The organism is Mesorhizobium sp. SP-1A (genome assembly GCF_032460275.1).
GTDB lineage: Bacteria > Pseudomonadota > Alphaproteobacteria > Rhizobiales > Rhizobiaceae > Mesorhizobium.
The window spans coordinates 1-16,659 of sequence record NZ_JAVXZD010000014.1; the positions used below are offsets into that span (position 1 = coordinate 1).

A 16,659-nucleotide genomic window follows, 5' to 3' on the forward strand; every position below is an offset into this window, starting at 1 on the left:
TACATGGAGGGCAAGATCCAGATCGACCCGATGATCACCCACACGCTCACCCTCGACGACATCAACAAGGGCTTCGACCTCATGCATGAGGGCAAGTCCATCCGGTCCGTCGTCGTGTATTGACGGTACCGGCAAGGGAGCAGTCTCCATGGAAAAACTCACCGTCGTGGTCGAGGCGATCACCCAAGAGGCGGAAGACATCAAATCCTTCGTGCTGGCCTCGGCGTCGGGGGGCGAACTGCCGCGATATTCGCCGGGCGCCCATATCGACATCAATGTGGGTCCCGGTGTCGTGCGCCAGTATTCGCTGTGCGGTTCGCCGGGCGACCGTTCGCGCTACATGATCGGCGTGAAACGGGAGCCGCAATCGCGCGGCGGTTCCGAACACATGCATGCGCGCATCCGCATAGGCGACCGGTTGGAGATCAGTGTTCCGAAGAACAATTTTGAGCTCGATGAAACCGCCAAGCATAGCATATTGCTCGCCGGCGGGATCGGTATCACTCCGTTGATCGCCATGGCGGACCGCCTGCTTTTGTCGGGCAAGTCATTCGCATTGCATTATTTCAGCCGCTCTCCTCAGCATACCGCCTTCTCCGAGCGGCTCTCGCAGCCGGGTTTTGCGGGAAAAGTCCACATGCACTATGCACTGGACGTGGATGCGGTCAGGGCCGAGCTTGAAAACTTGCTGCAAATATATGGCGTCGACAGCCATCTCTACCTGTGCGGCCCGAAACCTTTCATGGATATGATCGAGACGGTCGCCGCACGAAGCTGGCCGTCCGAGGCCGTACATCTGGAATATTTCTCTGGCGCCGCCCTGGAAGGACCGACCAGCAGCTTCGAGGTGCGGCTGGCGCGCACCGGGGGCAGCTATCTCGTGCCGGATGACCGAAGCATCATGGAGGTGCTACAGGAGAACGGGGTGGATGTTGACTATTCCTGCGAACAGGGCGTTTGCGGCACCTGCGTTACGGATGTGCTCGAAGGCGAGCCCGACCATCGCGACCTGTTTTTGAAACCTGCCGAAAGGGCAGCCAACACCAAAATGTGCCTGTGTGTTTCCCGGGCAAAATCACTGGTTCTGGTTCTGGATATGTAGGTTTGAGCAGCCACGCTCGCCGGAGTGCAATCGGCGTTGACCTATCCTTCATCCTGGTCAGCAGGCTTCGCCGCTCTCGGCCGCTATTCTTTAAGCCCGACTATCAACGTGTGCACAGCGGAATCGCAAATGGGTCGAAATCGCTATCGTTGAACAGGGGGCCAGAGAGCCAAGCGCTTGCGTCGCGCAGATTGGCATTCCGCCCACGTATTCGACCGGTCGGTTGCGGGATCGGGTGAGGGCTCCCATCACGCCCGAAAAGATCGCAGCATTTGTCGAGACCATGCGCTTGAACGTGTAGGCCGGCAGCACGCCATCGATTCTGGACCGGTTAGAAGTCGACGATTCGGACGTTGGTAATTATCAGCAACGAGCGGTGCTGGAGTGCTCGCTATGAGCAAGGATGCTGCCCCCGCATAGTGCCCAGTTTTGTTCGGGAATGGTACGCCCAAGGGGAATCGAACCCCTGTTACCGCCGTGAAAGGGCGGTGTCCTGACCGCTAGACGATGGGCGCAGCCAAGGCCGGCTTATAGTTGCGTCGGCGCCGGGGGGCAACCGTCAAACAACAATCGGGACAACTTTTTTTCGAGCCCTATTTGCGGCGCCGGCAGCGCCAGTTCCAGTCGCGCTCGGGCCCGACATCGACATGGACGGACTCGGTGTGGCAGTAGGTGCCGACACCGCCACGGCCAGGCATGGAACGCACGTAACTCGCCAGTTCCCACTTGCTGACGCCCTGCACCTGGATGTCGGCCGCGGCGCAGTACATGTGCAGCGAATTTTTGGCGCCGCGAGCGCGAACATTGCGATCGAGATTGCGGTAGCCCGAGGTCACGACCACCTTGCGGCCGTAATGGCCCTCGATCGTCTTCAGCACCCTGACCAGCGAGGGCTTGAGACAGGCGACGTCGACCTCCTCGTTCTGCTTCAACAGGCCGTTGGGCGCAAGCCGCGCCATGCCGGCGGCGGACGCGACCTGGTAGGAGCCGCCTTCGTCCTCGTTGATATCGACGTCGCTGTCGTCGTCCAGGCCGGATTTGCGCTTGATCTCGAACAGCGCCGTCTGCCGCACGCCGGGCAATGCGTTGTCGGAGGAGACCATGCTCGATTTGTCGACCGAAGCGAGCGTCACCGGCTTTTCGCCGGGTTCCGCGGAGGCGAGCGTGATGATGGGCTTGGCGGCCGGCTGCGCCTCGTCTCCGCTGCGATGCGTGCCGGCCTTCGGTTGCGGCGCGGGCGCGGCGCTGGCCGAACCGCCGAAAAGCGAGGAAAGGAAGCTCTTTTTCTTCGGCGCAATCGGCTCCGACGGCATCTCTCCGGCCGTCACATAGACGGGGTTGTCCATGGCAGGTTGCGCCGGTGCGGCGGCGGTCGCCTGTTGCTGGGCCGGGGGCTGTGCGGGCATCGTTGCGGAAGCGGTTTCCGTCGCGGACGGTGGCGGAACTTCCGCGCCCGCCTTCAGGGCCGGAGGCGTCGTAGCCACGATGCCGGCGGCATCCGCCGGGGCGGGAACCGGGAACCCGGCGCCAGGGCTGGCCGACGGAAGATATGCAACCATGTCGGGCAGGGGGGTGTCTCCCTCGGCTGCCATCAGCGTCTGTGGCGCAGTAGCCGCCGGGGAGGTCGCGGCCGAGCCCGGCTGGGCCGCCGCGACATGGCCCGCTTCCGCCGCGCCGGCATTGTACCCGGGAACGGTCGCGTTCAGCCCGACATCGCCGGAGGACGTGCAGGAAGCCAGCAACAGCGACAGCAGCGCCGCTGCGATTGCGCGGCCTTCTCCCTTCGCCAGACGCGATTCCCTCGAATTCAAACTTTATCCCCCTCGCTTTACCGTCCTGGACCGTCACGCGGCGGCACAAGCCGCCAAAATGATCGAGTTTCCACGACCGGAAACGAGACCTGTGTCAATTCCGCAAGTCTTATGAAAAAAAGACGACTCAGCGTGAATTGCGCCAACTTCATGGTTGACGCCACCATTTCGCCCGCTTCAGCGCGAGCGTCAACTCACCAGACATTACAAAGTGTTACATTTTGAAGGGGATGTCAGGCGCAGGCAGCCCCGGCGCGAGAGCCGTCAGACCCTGACCTTGACATAGGTGCCGGGCGCATCGCCCAGGGACTTGGCCTTATCGCAAGGCGTTCGCGCCGGCACGCGGGTGCTGTCCTTCGCCTCTACCCAGCGTTGCCAATGCGGCCACCAGGAGCCCGGATTCTCCGTAGCGGAGGCGATCCAGTCCTCGAACGCGCCTTCGGGCTTGCCGCCGGTCCAGTACTGGTACTTCTTTTTCGCTGGCGGATTGACGACGCCGGCAATGTGACCGGAGCCGGCCAGCACGAAATCGACCTCGCCGCCGAAATTGCGGCAGCCGAGGAACACCGAACGCGCCGGAGCGATGTGATCTTCCCGCGCGGCGAGATTGTAGATGGGGATGGTGACATCCGCCAGCGAGACCGTGCGGCCGGCCAGTTCCATGCGACCGGCGGAAAGATTGTTCTCCAGATAGCAATTGCGCAGATAGAAGGAATGGTTGGCGGCGGTCATGCGCGTGGAATCGGCGTTCCAGTACAGCAGGTCGAAGGGCAGGGGCTCCTTGCCGCGCATGTAATTGTTGACGACATAGGGCCAGATCAGGTCGCCCGAGCGCAGCATGTTGAAGGCCGTCGCCATCTTGGTGCCTTCGAGATAGCCGTTCTCGTTCATCGCCTGTTCGAGGGCGCTCACCTGGTCCTCGTCCACGAAGACTTTCAGGTCGCCGGCGTAGGTGAAATCGACCTGCGTCGTGAACAGCGTCGCGGAGCGGATGCGGTTGTCGCCTTCCTGCGCCAGCAGGGCGAGCGCGGCCGAGAGCAGTGTGCCGCCTACGCAATAGCCGATTGCGTTGACCTCGCGTTCTCCGGTGGCTTTTTCGACCATGTCGAGCCCGTATTGCAGGCCTTCGCGGATATAGGCTTCCCAGCTCTTGGCGCCGTGGCGCTCGTCGGGATTGATCCAGGAGATGACGAAGACGGTGTGGCCCTGCTCGGTCGCCCAGCGGATGAAGGATTTCTCCGGATTGAGGTCGAGAATGTAGAACTTGTTGATCCAGGGCGGGCAGATCAGCAGCGGCCGTTTCAACACCGTTTCCGTGGCCGGCGCGTACTGGATGATCTCGGCGACGTCGCTGCGGCCAACCACTTTGCCCGGCGTCACCGCGATGTTCTTGCCGACCTCGAAACTGGCGGCATCCGCCTGCCGGAGCTTCAGGTCGCCTTTTCCAGCGGCGATATCTTCGGCGAGCATCTTCATGCCGCGTACGAGGTTCTCGCCGTTGGAGGCCATCGTTTCGCGGAAAAGCTCGGGATTGGTGAGGACGAAATTGGAGGGCGAAATCGCGGCGGCGACCTGCTTGACGTAGAACGAGGCCTTGTGACGGGTGTGCTCGTCCAGCCCTTCGGCATGTTCGACGAGGTCGGATGCCCAGCGCGAGGTGACCAGATAGGTCTGCTTCAGGAAATCGAAGAATGCGTTGCGCCCCCATTCGGGATCTTCGAAGCGCTTGTCGCCGCGCTCGGGCTTCACGGCATCCTCGACCGGCATCTCGTTGGAGCCGAAGCGCTGGATGGCGTTGGCCCAGATGCTCATATAGCCAGAATAAAGCCGCGTCTGCGCCTCCAGCGCGCGCTGGGGATCGGAAAGCCAGTATTCGGTCAGCTTGGAAAAGGTCTTGACCATGTCGGCCATCGGCTCGGCCACATGGTCGCGGGTCTGGCCCTTGGCGCGCGGCTCGGTCCAGGCGGAAGCGGCCTTGCCGGCCTGCTCGATCATGCGGGCGAGATTCAGGGCGAAACGTTCCGGGTCCTGCACCAGATATTGCTCGATCGCCGAAGAGCCGGCGTCATCGGTCTTGTCCGAATCGCGTGTTTTGGACATGACTTACGCAATTCCTCCCGAACGCGCGTTATTGATATAGTATCATGGTCAGGCCGTATTCCACATGCTCTATCCCGGCCATCACGGAAACAATATGACATATAGTATCGGTGCTGCAGGATTTCCCGGACTACGCGTGTTCTGGCTCGCCGGCGCACTCGCCGCACTTGTGGCGGCCGGCGGCTGTTCGACCTCCGGAGCGGGCAATGCCCCGGCCTCGCGGGAAGCGCTGGCGGCCGGTCCCCAGGACAGCGGTTCGTTCCCGAACCTGAACATTCCGCCGAGAAGTGCCGCTACGCAGCTCACCGCCGATGAGACCAAGGCCAAGCTGTCGCAGCTCAAGGACACGCAGACCGTCGCGCAGAGCGGCCCCAGCGCGCCGAGCACGGGCGCGTCCGACGCGCAACTCAAGTCCCTTGCCGCAAACCACGGCAAGGATACGCTCCAGCAGATAGAAGGCCAGCAGGGCGGGACCAAGTGTGATCCTGCACTCGACCCCACCTGCAAATGAGTATATACGCGCCGCCAAATCTCCTTTCGCGCGTCTGGAACTGACATGGAAGAGTTTCACAAGGTCCGCCGGCTCCCGCCTTACGTGTTCGAGCAGGTCAACCGGCTGAAGGCCAGCGCCCGCTCGCGCGGAGCGGACATCATCGACCTCGGCATGGGCAATCCGGATCTGCCGACGCCGAAGGCGATCGTGGACAAGCTGTGCGAGGTCGTTCGCGACCCGCGCACGCATCGCTATTCCTCGTCGCGCGGCATTCCGGGCCTGCGCCGCGCCCAAGCCGCCTATTATGCGCGGCGCTTCGGCGTGAAGCTCGATCCGGACTCGCAGATCGTGGCCACGCTCGGTTCCAAGGAAGGCTTCGCCAACATGGCGCAGGCCATCACCGCGCCGGGCGACGTGGTGCTGTGTCCCGATCCCACCTATCCGATCCATGCCTTCGGCTTCATCATGTCGGGCGGCGTGATCCGCTCGATGCAGGTCGAGCCGGACGACGGCTTCATCCCTGCGCTCGAGCGCGGGGTCCGGCATTCGATCCCGAAGCCGCTGGCGCTGATCCTGAACTATCCGTCGAACCCGACCGCGCAGGTCGCCTCGCTCGACTTCTACAAGGACGTGGTCGCCTTCGCGAAGAAGAACGACATCATCATCCTGTCCGACCTCGCCTATTCAGAGATCTATTTCGACGATAATCCGCCGCCGTCGGTGCTGCAGGTGCCGGGCGCGATCGACTGCGCGGTCGAATTCACGTCGATGTCCAAGTCTTTCTCCATGCCGGGCTGGCGCATGGGTTTCGCCGTCGGCAACGAGCGGCTGATCGCGGCGCTGACGCGGGTGAAGTCCTATCTCGACTACGGCGCCTTCACGCCCATCCAGGTCGCGGCAAGCGCGGCGCTCAACGGCGACGGCTCCGACATCGCGGAAGTGCGCGACGTCTACCGCAAGCGCAGGGACATTATGGTCGATTCCTTCGCGCGTGCCGGCTGGAACGTGCCGGCCCCGCCGGCGACCATGTTCGCCTGGGCGCCGATCCCGGAACCGTTCCGGCATCTCGGCTCGCTGGAGTTTTCCAAGCTCCTGATCGAACATGCCGACGTGGCGGTCGCGCCGGGCATCGGCTTTGGCGAGCATGGCGACGACTATGTGCGGCTTGCGCTGGTCGAAAACGAGCACCGCATCCGGCAGGCGGCGCGCAACGTCAAGCGCTTCCTGACGTCCGTCGCCAAGCAATCCGACAACGTGGTTTCGCTCGCGGCGCATCGCTGAGCACCGGCCGCATATCATCGAACGAATTTGAGGGGCGTCGCCGCAGATGGCTGAAACCTTGCGTGTTGGAATTGCCGGTCTCGGCACGGTCGGCGCGTCCGTCGTGCGGGTGTTGCGCGACAAGGCCGCCGAACTTACGCGCCAATGCGGCCGCGACATCGCGGTGACTGCGATTTCGGCGCGCGATCCCAAGCGCGACCGCGGCGTCGATCTTTCCGGCGCGGAGTGGTTCGACGACCCGGTGAAGCTGGCGGAAAAAGCGAACATCGACGTGTTCGTCGAATTGATCGGTGGCGACGAAGGCCCGGCCCGCGCAAGTGTCCGGACCGCGCTCGACGCCGGCCGCCATGTGGTCACCGCCAACAAGGCGCTGCTCGCAAAGCACGGCGTGGCATTGGCGGAAATCGCCGAGAAGAGGGGCGTGCTGCTGAACTACGAGGCGGCGGTCGCAGGCGGCATACCGGTCATCAAGACCATGCGCGAGGCACTGGCCGGCAATTCGGTCAACCGCGTTTTCGGCATCCTGAACGGCACCTGCAACTACATCCTCACGCGCATGGAGGCCGAAGGGCTGACCTTCGAGGAGTGCCTCAAGGACGCGCAGCGACTGGGCTATGCCGAGGCCGATCCGACCTTCGACATCGAGGGCAACGACACGGCTCACAAGTTGGCGATCCTGACCAGCCTTGCCTTCGGCAGCAGGATCGCGGCCGACGACATCTATCTGGAGGGCATCTCCAACATCACCCAGGCGGATATCCGCGCGGCGGGCGAACTCGGTTATCGCATCAAGCTGCTGGGCGTCGCACAGCGCACCGAAAGCGGCATCGAGCAGCGCGTGCACCCGACCATGGTGCCGACGGCTTCCGTGATCGCCCAGGTGCATGGGGTCACCAACGCCGTCGCCATCGAGACCGATATCCTTGGCGAATTGCTGCTGTCCGGTCCCGGCGCGGGCGGCAACGCCACCGCGTCCGCCGTGGTGGGCGACATCGCCGACATCGCCAAGAGCCGGCCCGGATTCCAGCATGGGCCGGTGTTCGGACGCCCCGCCAAGGAGCTGCAGCCCTACAGGAAGGCGCGCATGCGCAGCCATGCCGGGGGCTATTTCATCCGCCTCACGGTGCTTGACCGCGTCGGCGTGTTCGCGGCAGTTGCCAAGCGCATGGCCGACAACGATATCTCGCTGGAATCCATCGTCCAGCATTCGGACGGCAAGGGCGAGCCCGACAAGAAGACGGTGATCCTCGTCACGCACGAGACCACCGAGGCGGCGGTACGCAAGGCGGTCGAAAGCATCACCAAGGACGGCCACCTGACGGACAAGCCGCAGGTCATCCGCATCGAACGCGCCGGCTGACGCCCGGCTGTTTCCAAGCTCCAATCGGATCGTTGTCCGGGCGCATGGCGGCGCCCGGCCGCCCGAACGCGTTCAGTAACGACCCGAAAAGGAACCATTTTCCCGGTCGCGTCGTTGTTCAGCTTGTTTTCTCCAATTCATTTCAATGAGGGAATCCATGGCTGGAAGCGTTCTTATCGGTATCCTGATCACCTTCCTGGTGATCGTCCTGGTGCTCTATCTCATCCAGAGGCTACCGCTCGATGGCAGGGCGCGACAGATCGCGCAGATCGTGGTCATCATCATCGGCATCATCTCGCTGCTGAAATATCTGGCGGTCTTCTGACCGCCCCGCCTCCGGCTGACCGAACCTGAGAACTACCCGTAGAAAGGACTGGCAGATGGCAGATACTCCCAAGGCCGAAGATACCCAGGACGCGATGAGGAAGCAGATCGCCGAATTGCGGCGCGAGATGAACAAGATAAACAAGACGCTGGCCGAGCGCGCGGAGGAGGTCGCCGAACAGGCGAGCGGCTGGTACGACGCGGCTTCCGACCGGGCCTCGCGCGCGGCGCGGCAGCTGCGCAGCGGCGCGCAGTCCGTATCGGAAACCGTGCAGCAGAATCCCGGCACCGTTTCCACGGCGCTGGTCCTCGGCGGGGTGGTCGGGTTCATGATCGGAATGCTTGTGAGCCAGTCCAGCTCCTACGATCGCCGCTGGTATTGATCCGCGTTCACCGGTAGCCATGCTTTCGAGGCCCGGCGCTTTCGAGCGCCGGGCCGTTGCCGTTCAATCGATTGATGTTCAATCGATTGATATTGCAGCCTTTCGAAAAACGACCGACAGGGTCTTGTCGTTGTCACGCGGCTTTGACAAAAGGGTCCCAACAGCCCCCCGACGAACGAGGATTTGCACTTATGAACGTGGCTCACAGCATTGCCGGCCTCGACCGCGTACTTACCATGGAGCTGGTGCGCGTCACCGAGCGCGCGGCTGTCGCTGCGGCGCGGCTGCGCGGGCGCGGCGACGAGAAGGCGGCCGACCAGGTTGCCGTCGATGCCATGCGCCAGGAACTGAACCGGCTTGCCATCAAGGGCACCGTGGTGATCGGCGAAGGCGAGCGCGACGAAGCGCCGATGCTCTACATCGGCGAGGAAGTCGGCACCGGCAAGGGACCGGCGGTGGACATCGCCCTCGACCCGCTGGAAGGCACCACCATTTGCGCCAAGAACCTGCCCAATGCGCTGGCCGTCGTCGCGCTGGCCGAGAAGGGCAGCCTGCTCAACGCGCCGGACGTCTATATGGACAAGATCGCCGTCGGTCCCGGCTACCCTGCCGGCGTCATCGATATCGATGCGGACCCTGCGGACAACATCGCCAGGCTGGCCAAAGCCAAGGGCGTGCCGGTGAACGAGATCACCACCTGCATTCTGGATCGCCCGCGCCACGCCAAGCTGATCGAGGCCGTGCGCGCGACCGGCGCCGCCATCCGCCTGATCGGCGACGGCGACGTGGCCGGCGTCATTCACACCACCGATCCGGAAGAAACCGGCATCGATCTCTATCTGGGCACCGGCGGCGCGCCGGAAGGGGTTCTGGCGGCGGCCGCGCTGCGTTGCACCGGCGGCCAGATGCAGGGCCGGCTGATTCTGGACACGCCCGAAAAAGTGCAGCGCGCGGCCAAGATGGGCATTTCCGATCCGCGCAAGGTGTACCGCGCGGACGAGATGGCGCGTGGCGACGTGCTGTTCGCGGCGACCGGCGTGACCGACGGCAACATTCTGGCCGGCGTGAAGTTCGGCCGCAACTACATCACCACCCATACCATCGTCCTGCGTTCCTCCTCGCGGACCGTCCGCGAGATCAAGGCGCGGCATCAGGACCTGGACAAGTTTTGATTTCCGCCGCTTTGGCATATTAGCCGTCGCATATGAGTAGCTTCGGGCGGCTTGCGGCATGATCGGCGACAGACGCTTTTTCCTTGACGTGCGCCGTTCGGCGACCGGCGTGGCATGGACACACCGGCTTTCCGAACGGCAGGAGATGGCCGCGCTCGCCATCGCGCAAGGTCATGGCGTGCCCGACATCGTTGCCCGCGTGCTGGCCGGGCGCGGCGTGGCGGCTTTGGAGGCCGAGCGCTTCCTCGACCCCACCATTCGCGACCTGCTGCCGAACCCCGCATCCCTGACCGATATGGAAAAGGCGGCCGCCCGCATCGCGGATGCCGTGGTGCGGCGGGAGAAGGTGGCGATCTTCGGCGACTACGATGTCGACGGCGCGGCGTCTTCCGCCTTGCTGAAACGGTTTCTCGCGCATTATTCCGTGCCGTCGGAAATCTACATTCCCGACCGCATCTTCGAAGGCTACGGGCCCAACCCGGATGCGATGCGGGAACTGATCTCGCGCGGCGCCTCCCTCATCGTCACGGTCGATTGCGGGACCAACAGCGCAGCTTCCGTAGAGGCGGCCAACGCCGCCGGCGCCGACGTGGTCGTGCTCGATCACCATCAGGTCGGCGGGGCGCTGCCGCCAGCAACCGCCGTCGTCAATCCCAACCGCGAGGACGATCTGTCGGGGCAGGGACATCTGTGCGCCGCCGGAGTGGTGTTTCTGACGCTCGTGCAGACGGCCAAGCTGCTGCGCGAGCGCCTGCCGGACCGGCAGGCGCCGAACCTGCTTTCGCTGCTCGATCTCGTCGCGCTGGCCACTGTGTGCGACGTGGTGCCGCTCACCGGCGTGAACCGGGCCTTCGTCGTCAAGGGATTGCAGGTGGTGCGCCAGCAGGGCAATCCGGGCCTTGCCGCGCTGATACGGGCGGCGCGGATCGGCGAGCCGGTCGGCGCATTTCATCTCGCCTTCCTGATCGGGCCCCGCATCAATGCGGGTGGCCGCATCGGCGATGCAGCGCTGGGCAGCCGGCTGCTTGCCACGGAAGATCCGGCGGAAGCGCAAGCCATCTCCGAAACGCTGGACCGGCTGAACCAGGAGCGCCAGACGATGGAGCTGGAGATGCTGGCCGCGGCGCGCGCCGAAGCCGATGCCGAGCTGGCCAGCGGAAACGGACCCGCCATCGTGGTCACGGCGAGCGAGGCCTGGCATCCGGGCATCGTCGGGCTGATCGCGTCGCGGCTGAAGGACCATTCGCGGCGTCCGGCGTTCGCCATCGCGTTCAATGCCAACGGCGTCGGCACCGGGTCAGGCCGTTCCGTGCCCGGCTTCGATCTAGGGCGCCTGGTGCGCGAAGCCGCCGAGTCCGGATTGATCGTCAAGGGCGGCGGGCACGGCATGGCCGCCGGCATCACGGTTGAACGCGCCAAGCTCGGCGCGTTGCGCGCCTTCTTCGAGGAGCGTGCCGCGGCCGAAGTGTTCCGGCTGCGGGACGAGGAAAGCCTGCCCATCGACGGCGCGCTGGCCGCCGAGGGCGCGACGCTCGACCTGCTCGATGCTCTTGAAAAGGCCGGGCCCTACGGCAGCGGCCATGTCGCACCATTGTTCGTCTTGCCGCGCCACAGGCTGGTGGATGTGCGTCCGGTCGGCACCAACCATATCCGTGCCGACCTGCAATCGGAGAGCGGCGGGCGCGTGCAGAGCATCGCTTTCCGGGCCGTCGACACCGCATTGGGCGATTTCCTATTGAGGAACCGCGGCAATGTGCTCCATGTGGCGGGATCGCTGTCAGGCAATTATTGGAACGGCAGCCGCACCGTGCAGTTCCGCATCAGCGACGCGACTGTGGCCTAGCCGTCAGGCCAGGACGGTCTGCAGGCGGGCCAGTTCGGCGATATTGGCCTTCGTCGCCTCGTATCCCAGTCGGATCGCCTCGTCGGCGCGGTGGAATTCCGTCAGACCGATATGGCTGAGCTTCGGCTGAAGCGACATATCGGGCGGATCGCCGGCCAGGCGGGCGCGCGAAATGCGGTCCTGGATGATGTTGAAGGCCTCCACCATCACGCCGGTTATGCCGAGCCGGGATTCGCGGGTTTCGTGCGCCTCTTCCGCCGGATTTGAACGGGGCACTTCCTTCTGGATCACCAGTTCCCCGGCGCTGTGCTTGATCACGGCCGCGCGCCCGAACAGATCGTAATGCAGGTTCACGGCCACGACCAAGGGCTGCTCATATGCGCGGCAGGCCGACACCGGAACGGGATTGACCAGCGCGCCGTCCACCAGCACACGGCCGTTGCAGTTCACCGGCTCGAACACGCCGGGCAGGGCATAGGACGCGCGCATGGCGGTGATGAGGGAGCCGCTCGAAAGCCAGATTTCGTGGCCGGTGCGGATTTCGGCCGCGACGCAGACGAAAGGCTTCCGCAGATCGTCGAAATCCATTCCGGTCAGATGTTCGCGCAGCCGCGCATCCAGCTTCATGCCGCCGAAAAGACCGCTGCCACGGAAATTCAGATCGAGCAGGCCGAAGATGCGGCGCCGTGTCAGGCTGCGGGCAAATTCCTCCAACTCGTCCAGCTTGCCGGCAAGATAGCAGCCGCCGACCAGTGCGCCGATGGACGTGCCGGCGATCATGGAAATCTCGATGCCCGCTTCGTCCAGCGCCCTCAGAACGCCGATATGCGCCCAGCCGCGCGCGCAACCGCCGCCGAGCGCCAGCGAAATCCCGGTTTTCCTGACCGGGAGGGTGCTCGAACCGGCCGCGGACGAAAGGCCGTTCGCTTCACGAACATCCGGTCTACTGCGCAATGACGCCCATTCGAGCATCACGGTCACTCCCTTTCCCAACGCCCAGCGTAGGCGCGTCCCGTATCGAAATCATGAATCCGTAATGGGAACTGCAAAGAGGATCACAAAACTTTCGATAGGCTATGTCGACTCGCGATAAATTTCACTCGCATCGAACCGGGGGTTGCTGCCGTCGTCGACAAGCGTCCCCTTGCCGCCTACCAGCCCCACCGTCCGATAAAAACAGGAACGCCGGCCCGTGTGACAAGTTGCATCATGACCCCGAACCGCGACCTTCAGCCACACGGCGTCCTGGTCGCAGTCGGTGCGCATCTCCACCACCGACTGGATGTTCCCGGAAGTTTCTCCCTTTTTCCACAACGCCTTGCGCGACCGCGACCAGTAATGGGCAATCCCAGTCTCGAGCGTCAGGGCCAAGGCCTCGGCGTTCATATGGGCGACCATCAGCAACATGCCGTCCCGTGCGTCCGTGACCACCGCCGTGACGAGGCCGTCCGTGCCGAAACGCGGCGTGAAGGCGGCGCCTTCCTCCAGCGTTTTCTTGTCCTGCGGCGCTTGCGGGAATGCGAGCGACATGGGCGATCCTTGCAAAATTTCCACCACGTGCCGCGCGGCAGCGAGCGCGCGACACGTCATATTCAGACATGCACATGAAATTTGGCGAAAATCGATTCCGATTTTCGCGGTAGAGCGGGTAGGCGGTCAGTACCTTCCGCCGCGCACCATCATGGCAAAGCGAACCTGTTCTTCCGGATTGTCCTTGAATACGCCGGTGAAGGTCGAGGTCAGCGTGGTGGACCCTTGCTTGCGGATGCCGCGCATGGCCATGCACATATGCTCGGCCTCGATCATGACGGCGACGCCGCGCGGCGTAAGCACATCCTGGATGACGCCGGCGATCTGCGCAGTCATCGCCTCCTGCGTCTGCAAGCGATGGGCGAAGATATCGACCACGCGCGCGATCTTGGACAGGCCGACCACCTTGCCGTCCGGCAGGTAGCCGACATGCGCCTTGCCGATGATGGGCACCATGTGGTGCTCGCAATGGGAATGGAATGTGATGTCCTTCACGATGACGAGATCGTCATAGCCGGCGACCTCCTCGAAGGTGCGGCCGAGTTCCTCCGCCGGGCACATGTCGTAGCCCGAAAACATCTCGCGGAACGCCTTGGCGACACGCTTGGGCGTGTCGACCAGACCTTCCCTGTCCGGATCGTCTCCGGTCCAGCGCAACAGCGTGCGGACGGCGGCCTCCACTTCCTGCTGGCTGGGCCGATGGGTGACCGGCTTTTCCATATAGGCGGAAGGCGGCATGATCTTCTTGATGACGGCGTCCATAAAGGCGTCTCCCGTAGTTCCCCTCGGTGGAGGAACGAGTTGAACGGACCACATCCCTTTACGGCATCATGCATGATTGCCGGAGCGGCGTGACATGGCAAGTTCAAGAACCTAGACGCTGCAATCGCCTTGTGGTTCCTGAAACGCAAGCATTATATATGGGTTGGCGTTGTGAATGAAAGATGCATGGCGGTAAACATTGTTCGCCTTGCGACGCCGGACCGGAAAATTATGATTGACGACGTCTACAATACGAAAATCCTTGGCTTTGCCGGAAACATCGCCCGCATCGGCCGGTTGGACCATCCGGACGCATCGGCGAAGGCGCATTCCAAACTGTGCGGCTCGACCGTCGCCGTCGATCTCAAGATGGAGGACGGCGTCGTCACGGACTTCGCGCATGAGGTGAAGGCGTGCGCACTCGGCCAGGCCTCTTCCTCGATCATGGCGCAGCATGTCGTCGGCGCCACGGCCGAGGAATTGCGCGCGGTGCGCCAGGCCATGCTGAAAATGCTGAAGGAAAACGGATCGCCGCCGCAAGGCCGTTTCGAGGATCTGAAATATCTGGAACCGGTGCGCGACTACAAGGCGCGGCACGCTTCGACGATGCTGACTTTCGACGCCGTGGTGGACTGCATCGACCAGATCGAGAAGAAGCAGGCGGAAGAGGCCGCCTGAGGCGCGATCTTCCGGCTGCCGCGCGCCTCAGGGCTGATCGATATCGGCTTTCAGGCCGCCTGCTTTTCCGAAAGCAGTTCCCGCACCATCGGGATCACCTTCGTTCCGTAGAGTTCGATGCTTTTCATCATCTTTTCGTGAGACGTGGTGCCTGCCGAATATTTCAGGTCGAAGCGGTCGGTTCCGAGCGCCTTGACGGTGGACGCGATCTTGCGCGCCACGGTCTCGGGCGAACCGGCATAGGTCGAACCGCGTTCGATCTCGTTGATGAAGCTCTCCTTCGTCGTCGCCGGCCAGCCGCGCTCGCGTCCGATGCGGTCGTGCATCGCCTTGTAGCCAGGCCACAATTCCTCGCGCGCCTGCTCGTCGGTTTCGGCCACATAGCCGGGCGAATGGACGCCGAGCGGCATCGGACCCGATCCCAGTTGCTCCTGCGCGCGCTTGTAGAGGTCCACGAAGGGCAGGAAGCGCTTCGGATCGCCGCCGATGATCGCAAGGGTCATCGGGATCCGGTACTGCACCGAGCGTACGACGGATTCAGGACTGCCGCCGACGCCGATCCATGCGCCGAGCCTGCCGGTTTCGATCTGCGGATAGACCGTGACGTTCTCCAGCGGCGGGCGCAACTTGCCCTGCCAGTTGACCGGACCGTTCTGGAGCAGGGCGGCGAACAGGTCGAGCTTTTCGTTGAACAGCGTCTCGTAGTCGTTGAGCTTGTAGCCGAACAACGGGAAGGACTCGGTGAAGGAGCCGCGGCCGAGGATCACCTCCGCGCGTCCGTTCGAGAGCGCATTCACGGTCGAGAAGCGCTCGAAGACCCGGATAGGATCGTCGGAGGAAAGCACGGTGACGGCCGAGCCCAGCTTGATGCGTTTGGTGCGGGTGGCAATGCCGGCCAGCACGACTTCGGGTGCCGACACCGCGAAATCGGCACGGTGATGCTCGCCCACGCCGATGAAGTCTATACCGATCTCGTCGGCCAGGATGGCTTCGTCCACGACGTTACGGATGACTTCTGCCTGTGGCAGCAGCTTGCCATCGGCTCCGACGGTCACGTCGCCGAAGGTGTCCATTCCGAATTCGACGGTTTTGCTCATCGTTGGTCTCGGTCCGCGGGAACTCCGGCGTGGCCGGTCGCGACTGGGGCCATGCCCGGTAGAACGGACGGCAGGCCGGTTGGTTTTCCGCTAAATAGGATATGCAGTGGTGGCATTCAAACTGAACGGATTGCACTCAGTGTTCAGCGCCGGTTGACGGTGAGGAGCCAGGGCAGCGGATGCGGGCATGATTGGCTTCGCAAAAACACCGCGCGGCGACTATCTTGGCTGGTATGAGCGACCATACGCACGGCAGGCCTTCGCGACGGCATTCCCGCAACTGGGAAGGGGCGTGGCCGCACACGCCTGCGCGCGTCTTCGGGACCGGACTTGTTCGTTTCTATCAGTTGACGCTGTCCGGGTTCGTCGGAAACTCGTGCCGGCATCTGCCGACCTGCTCCGAATATGCCTATGAGGCGATCGCGCGCCATGGCCTGTGGGCAGGCGGTTGGCTCGGCCTATTCCGGGTCGTGCGTTGCGGTCCAGGCGGCACGCATGGGCTCGACCCGGTTCCCGAGGCGCTTGAGCCGCGCCTGCGCTGGTATCTGCCGTGGCGCTATTGGAGCGTGCACCATCCGACGACATAGCAGGCAGGCGCGGGTCTTTGCGGCCCGGCCTGGCGCCGACGATCCTCTTTACCTGCCGCGAGCCTCGCACTAAAACGCCGCGTCCGCTGCCGCGGCACTCGTTGAACCACCCGCGTTCGTTTGCGGGACTGGATAG

General features: G+C 63.6%; 16 protein-coding genes, 1 tRNA gene and 1 pseudogene. 11 read left to right on the forward strand and 7 right to left on the reverse strand.

All coding sequences use genetic code 11. The features are described from left to right. Together QU595_RS29385 and QU595_RS29390 are read left to right on the forward strand one after the other, a co-directional pair. Window positions 1-123: pseudogene (locus QU595_RS29385) on the forward strand (S-(hydroxymethyl)glutathione dehydrogenase); the annotation flags it as partial. 43 nt (window positions 124-166) lie between these two features. Then, window positions 167-1,102: a PDR/VanB family oxidoreductase gene (locus QU595_RS29390; protein ID WP_315928750.1), complete on the forward strand. Its 936-nt coding sequence runs from the start codon at window positions 167-169 to the stop codon at window positions 1,100-1,102. Window positions 1,103-1,542: 440 nt separating this feature from the next. Here the strand turns inward: QU595_RS29390 and QU595_RS29395 are convergent. From QU595_RS29395 to QU595_RS29405, 3 genes are all read right to left on the reverse strand, one after another. Then, a tRNA-Glu gene (locus tag QU595_RS29395) sits at window positions 1,543-1,617 on the reverse strand. 78 nt (window positions 1,618-1,695) lie between these two features. Continuing rightward, on the reverse strand, window positions 1,696-2,913 hold the full coding sequence (locus QU595_RS29400) for a YcbK family protein (protein ID WP_315928752.1): 1,218 nt from the start codon (window positions 2,911-2,913) through the stop codon (window positions 1,696-1,698). A gap of 264 nt (window positions 2,914-3,177) precedes the next feature. Beyond that, a complete protein-coding gene (locus QU595_RS29405; RefSeq protein WP_315928754.1) occupies window positions 3,178-5,013 on the reverse strand; it encodes a class I poly(R)-hydroxyalkanoic acid synthase in 1,836 nt (611 codons plus the stop codon). 94 nt (window positions 5,014-5,107) lie between these two features. On the opposite strand from QU595_RS29405, the gene QU595_RS29410 reads away from it, so the two are divergent. The 7 genes from QU595_RS29410 to recJ all read left to right on the forward strand — a co-directional run bounded on the left by QU595_RS29410 (window position 5,108) and on the right by recJ (window position 11,869). Further along, entirely contained in the window at window positions 5,108-5,524 is a 417-nt protein-coding gene (locus QU595_RS29410) for a hypothetical protein (protein WP_315928756.1), read from the forward strand. A 45-nt stretch (window positions 5,525-5,569) separates the two neighbouring features. Beyond that, window positions 5,570-6,787, forward strand: coding sequence for an LL-diaminopimelate aminotransferase (locus QU595_RS29415; RefSeq protein ID WP_315928758.1), 1,218 nt, complete (start codon window positions 5,570-5,572; stop codon window positions 6,785-6,787). 46 nt (window positions 6,788-6,833) lie between these two features. Then, a complete protein-coding gene (locus QU595_RS29420; RefSeq protein WP_315928760.1) occupies window positions 6,834-8,147 on the forward strand; it encodes a homoserine dehydrogenase in 1,314 nt (437 codons plus the stop codon). Window positions 8,148-8,304: 157 nt separating this feature from the next. Next, the gene (locus tag QU595_RS29425; RefSeq protein WP_315928762.1) at window positions 8,305-8,472 is read left to right on the forward strand and encodes a Thivi_2564 family membrane protein; all 168 of its coding nucleotides are present in this window, start codon (window positions 8,305-8,307) and stop codon (window positions 8,470-8,472) included. A gap of 55 nt (window positions 8,473-8,527) precedes the next feature. Further along, on the forward strand, window positions 8,528-8,854 hold the full coding sequence (locus QU595_RS29430) for a hypothetical protein (protein WP_315928764.1): 327 nt from the start codon (window positions 8,528-8,530) through the stop codon (window positions 8,852-8,854). A 191-nt stretch (window positions 8,855-9,045) separates the two neighbouring features. Next, the gene (gene glpX / locus QU595_RS29435) at window positions 9,046-10,026 is read left to right on the forward strand and encodes a class II fructose-bisphosphatase (protein WP_315928766.1); all 981 of its coding nucleotides are present in this window, start codon (window positions 9,046-9,048) and stop codon (window positions 10,024-10,026) included. A 58-nt stretch (window positions 10,027-10,084) separates the two neighbouring features. Beyond that, a complete protein-coding gene (gene recJ, locus QU595_RS29440) occupies window positions 10,085-11,869 on the forward strand; it encodes a single-stranded-DNA-specific exonuclease RecJ (RefSeq protein WP_315928768.1) in 1,785 nt (594 codons plus the stop codon). Window positions 11,870-11,872: 3 nt separating this feature from the next. On the opposite strand, the gene QU595_RS29445 is transcribed toward recJ, so the two are convergent. From QU595_RS29445 to folE, 3 genes are all read right to left on the reverse strand, one after another. Continuing rightward, the gene (locus tag QU595_RS29445; protein ID WP_315928816.1) at window positions 11,873-12,841 is read right to left on the reverse strand and encodes a patatin family protein; all 969 of its coding nucleotides are present in this window, start codon (window positions 12,839-12,841) and stop codon (window positions 11,873-11,875) included. 102 nt (window positions 12,842-12,943) lie between these two features. Then, complete coding sequence (hisI, locus tag QU595_RS29450) at window positions 12,944-13,399, reverse strand: phosphoribosyl-AMP cyclohydrolase (protein ID WP_315928770.1); 456 nt, start codon at window positions 13,397-13,399, stop codon at window positions 12,944-12,946. 126 nt (window positions 13,400-13,525) lie between these two features. Then, window positions 13,526-14,161 (reverse strand): GTP cyclohydrolase I FolE, encoded by a 636-nt coding sequence (gene folE / locus QU595_RS29455; protein WP_315928772.1) that lies wholly within the window; start codon window positions 14,159-14,161, stop codon window positions 13,526-13,528. Between the two features lie 231 nt (window positions 14,162-14,392). Between folE and QU595_RS29460 the strand changes: the two genes are divergently transcribed. Continuing rightward, the gene (locus QU595_RS29460; RefSeq protein ID WP_315928774.1) at window positions 14,393-14,839 is read left to right on the forward strand and encodes an iron-sulfur cluster assembly scaffold protein; all 447 of its coding nucleotides are present in this window, start codon (window positions 14,393-14,395) and stop codon (window positions 14,837-14,839) included. A 50-nt stretch (window positions 14,840-14,889) separates the two neighbouring features. Here QU595_RS29460 and QU595_RS29465 read toward each other — a convergent pair whose 3' ends face one another. Next, a complete protein-coding gene (locus tag QU595_RS29465; protein ID WP_315928776.1) occupies window positions 14,890-15,936 on the reverse strand; it encodes an LLM class flavin-dependent oxidoreductase in 1,047 nt (348 codons plus the stop codon). A gap of 233 nt (window positions 15,937-16,169) precedes the next feature. Between QU595_RS29465 and yidD the strand changes: the two genes are divergently transcribed. Continuing rightward, entirely contained in the window at window positions 16,170-16,523 is a 354-nt protein-coding gene (gene yidD, locus QU595_RS29470) for a membrane protein insertion efficiency factor YidD (RefSeq protein WP_315928818.1), read from the forward strand. Window positions 16,524-16,659 lie beyond the last annotated feature (136 nt).

Coding starts and splice junctions, on each gene's coding strand:
- QU595_RS29405 (WP_315928754.1), bottom strand. CDS start 5,013: ATGTCCAAAACACGCGATTCGGACAAGACCGATGACGCCGGCTCTTCG.
- QU595_RS29410 (WP_315928756.1), top strand. CDS start 5,108: ATGACATATAGTATCGGTGCTGCAGGATTTCCCGGACTACGCGTGTTC.
- QU595_RS29415 (WP_315928758.1), top strand. CDS start 5,570: ATGGAAGAGTTTCACAAGGTCCGCCGGCTCCCGCCTTACGTGTTCGAG.
- QU595_RS29420 (WP_315928760.1), top strand. CDS start 6,834: ATGGCTGAAACCTTGCGTGTTGGAATTGCCGGTCTCGGCACGGTCGGC.
- QU595_RS29425 (WP_315928762.1), top strand. CDS start 8,305: ATGGCTGGAAGCGTTCTTATCGGTATCCTGATCACCTTCCTGGTGATC.
- QU595_RS29430 (WP_315928764.1), top strand. CDS start 8,528: ATGGCAGATACTCCCAAGGCCGAAGATACCCAGGACGCGATGAGGAAG.
- glpX (WP_315928766.1), top strand. CDS start 9,046: ATGAACGTGGCTCACAGCATTGCCGGCCTCGACCGCGTACTTACCATG.
- recJ (WP_315928768.1), top strand. CDS start 10,085: ATGATCGGCGACAGACGCTTTTTCCTTGACGTGCGCCGTTCGGCGACC.
- QU595_RS29445 (WP_315928816.1), bottom strand. CDS start 12,841: ATGCTCGAATGGGCGTCATTGCGCAGTAGACCGGATGTTCGTGAAGCG.
- hisI (WP_315928770.1), bottom strand. CDS start 13,399: ATGTCGCTCGCATTCCCGCAAGCGCCGCAGGACAAGAAAACGCTGGAG.
- folE (WP_315928772.1), bottom strand. CDS start 14,161: ATGGACGCCGTCATCAAGAAGATCATGCCGCCTTCCGCCTATATGGAA.
- QU595_RS29460 (WP_315928774.1), top strand. CDS start 14,393: ATGATTGACGACGTCTACAATACGAAAATCCTTGGCTTTGCCGGAAAC.
- QU595_RS29465 (WP_315928776.1), bottom strand. CDS start 15,936: ATGAGCAAAACCGTCGAATTCGGAATGGACACCTTCGGCGACGTGACC.
- yidD (WP_315928818.1), top strand. CDS start 16,170: ATGAGCGACCATACGCACGGCAGGCCTTCGCGACGGCATTCCCGCAAC.